This window comes from Pseudomonas sp. PSB18 (assembly GCF_014596565.1).
In the GTDB taxonomy this organism is placed as follows: domain Bacteria; phylum Pseudomonadota; class Gammaproteobacteria; order Pseudomonadales; family Pseudomonadaceae; genus Aquipseudomonas.
Genome location: NZ_NOIN01000023.1, coordinates 1 through 2,199, shown reverse-complemented (window position 1 = coordinate 2,199; position 2,199 = coordinate 1). Strand labels below are relative to the sequence as shown.

General features: G+C 64.4%; 2 protein-coding genes. Both read left to right on the top strand.

All coding sequences use genetic code 11. The features are described 5' to 3' along the window. The coding region (locus CGA22_RS26985; protein ID WP_188258761.1) for a carbon starvation CstA family protein at positions 1-1,965 on the top strand (1,965 nt) is incomplete at its 5' end. Positions 1,966-1,981: 16 nt separating this feature from the next. Then, on the top strand, positions 1,982-2,179 hold the full coding sequence (locus CGA22_RS26980; RefSeq protein ID WP_041023338.1) for a YbdD/YjiX family protein: 198 nt from the start codon (positions 1,982-1,984) through the stop codon (positions 2,177-2,179). Positions 2,180-2,199: the final 20 nt, after the last annotated feature.

Here is a 2,199-nt window from a genome sequence, read left to right as displayed (position 1 = left end):
ATCAACGCCCTCTGGATCGTCGTCGCGGCCGTGGCCATCTACCTGGTCGCCTACCGCTACTACAGCCTCTTCATCGCCAACAACGTGATGCAACTCGATGCGCGCCGGGCCACGCCTGCCGTGCTCAACAACGATGGCCTGGACTTCGTCCCGACCAACAAACACATCCTTTTCGGTCACCACTTCGCCGCTATTGCCGGCGCGGGGCCGCTGGTCGGGCCGGTGCTGGCGGCGCAGATGGGCTACCTGCCCGGCACGCTCTGGCTGATCGCCGGCGTGGTGCTGGCGGGGGCCGTGCAGGACTTCATGATCCTGTTCCTGTCCACCCGCCGCAACGGTCGCTCCCTGGGTGACATGGTCCGCGAGGAAATGGGCCGCATTCCCGGCACCATCGCGCTGTTCGGCTGCTTCCTGATCATGATCATCATCCTCGCGGTGCTGGCGCTGATCGTGGTCAAGGCCCTGGCCGAGAGCCCGTGGGGGATCTTCACGGTGATGGCGACCATCCCGATCGCGATGTTCATGGGCATCTACATGCGTTACATCCGCCCGGGCCGCATCGGTGAAATCTCGCTGATCGGCGTGCTGTTGCTGCTGGGTTCGATCTGGCTGGGCGGGCAGATCGCCGCCGACCCGGTCTGGGCCAAGGCCTTCAGTTTCACCGGGATCCAGATCACCTGGATGCTGATCGGCTACGGTTTCGTCGCGGCAGTGTTGCCGGTGTGGCTGATCCTGGCCCCGCGGGACTACCTGTCGACCTTCCTCAAGATCGGCACCATCGTCGCCCTGGCGATCGGCATCCTGGTCACCATGCCCGAGCTGAAAATGCCGGCGCTGACCCAGTTCACCAACGGCATGGGCCCGGTGTGGAAGGGCGGGCTGTTCCCGTTCCTGTTCATCACCATCGCCTGCGGCGCGGTCTCGGGTTTCCATGCGCTGATCTCCTCGGGCACCACGCCCAAGCTGCTGGACAACGAAACCAACGCCCGTTACATCGGCTATGGCGGCATGCTGATGGAGTCCTTCGTGGCGATCATGGCGATGGTCGCCGCGTCGGTGATCGAGCCGGGCGTGTACTTCGCCATGAACAGCCCGGCGGCGGTGGTCGGCGGTGATGTCGTGGCCGTGGCCCAGACCATCAGCGGCTGGGGCTTTGCCATCACCCCCGATGCGCTGCAGGCGGTTGCCCGGGACATCGGCGAAACCACCGTTCTGGCCCGTGCCGGCGGTGCGCCGACCCTGGCGGTCGGTATCGCGCAGATCCTGCATTCGGTGTTGCCGGGTGAGAACACCATGGCGTTCTGGTACCACTTCGCGATCCTGTTCGAAGCGCTGTTCATCCTCACCGCGGTAGACGCCGGCACCCGTGCCGGGCGGTTCATGCTGCAGGACCTGCTGGGTTCGTTCGTGCCCTCGCTCAAGCGCACCGAATCCTGGACCGCCAACCTGATCGCCACCGCCGGTTGCGTGGCGCTGTGGGGCTACCTGCTGTACCAGGGCGTGATCGATCCGCTGGGCGGCATCAACACCTTGTGGCCGCTGTTCGGCATCTCCAACCAGATGCTGGCCGGTATCGCCCTGATGCTTGGCACCGTGGTGCTGATCAAGATGAAGCGCCAGCGCTACATCTGGGTCACGCTGCTACCGGCGGCCTGGCTGCTGATCTGCACCACCACAGCGGGCCTGATCAAGCTGTTCGACGCCAACCCGGCGATCGGCTTCCTGGCCCTGGCGCGCAAATACAACGATGCCCTGGCGGCCGGCCAGATCCTGGCCCCGGCCAAGAGCATCGAGCAGATGCAGCACGTGGTGTTCAATGCCTACACCAACGCAACGCTGACGGTGTTGTTCCTGTTCGTGGTGCTCAGCATCCTGTTCTACGCGCTCAAGGTCGGCGTCGCCGCCTGGGGCACGAAAGAACGCACGGATAAAGAAGCGCCATTCCAGGCCCTGCCGGACGCCTGACACGAGGGTTGCAACGATGTTCAATGACTTGAGTCGCCTCGGTAAATACCTCGGTCAGGCCGCCCGCCTGATGGTCGGCATGCCCGACTACGACACCTACGTCGAGCACATGCAAACCAAGCACCCGGACAAACCGGTGATGGACTACGAGGCGTTCTTCCGCGAACGCCAGGAGGCCCGTTACGGTGGCAAGGGTGGGCCGAAGTGCTGTTGACCCGGCAGCCCTGAGGTAAA

Coding starts and splice junctions, on each gene's coding strand:
- CGA22_RS26980 (WP_041023338.1), top strand. CDS start 1,982: ATGTTCAATGACTTGAGTCGCCTCGGTAAATACCTCGGTCAGGCCGCC.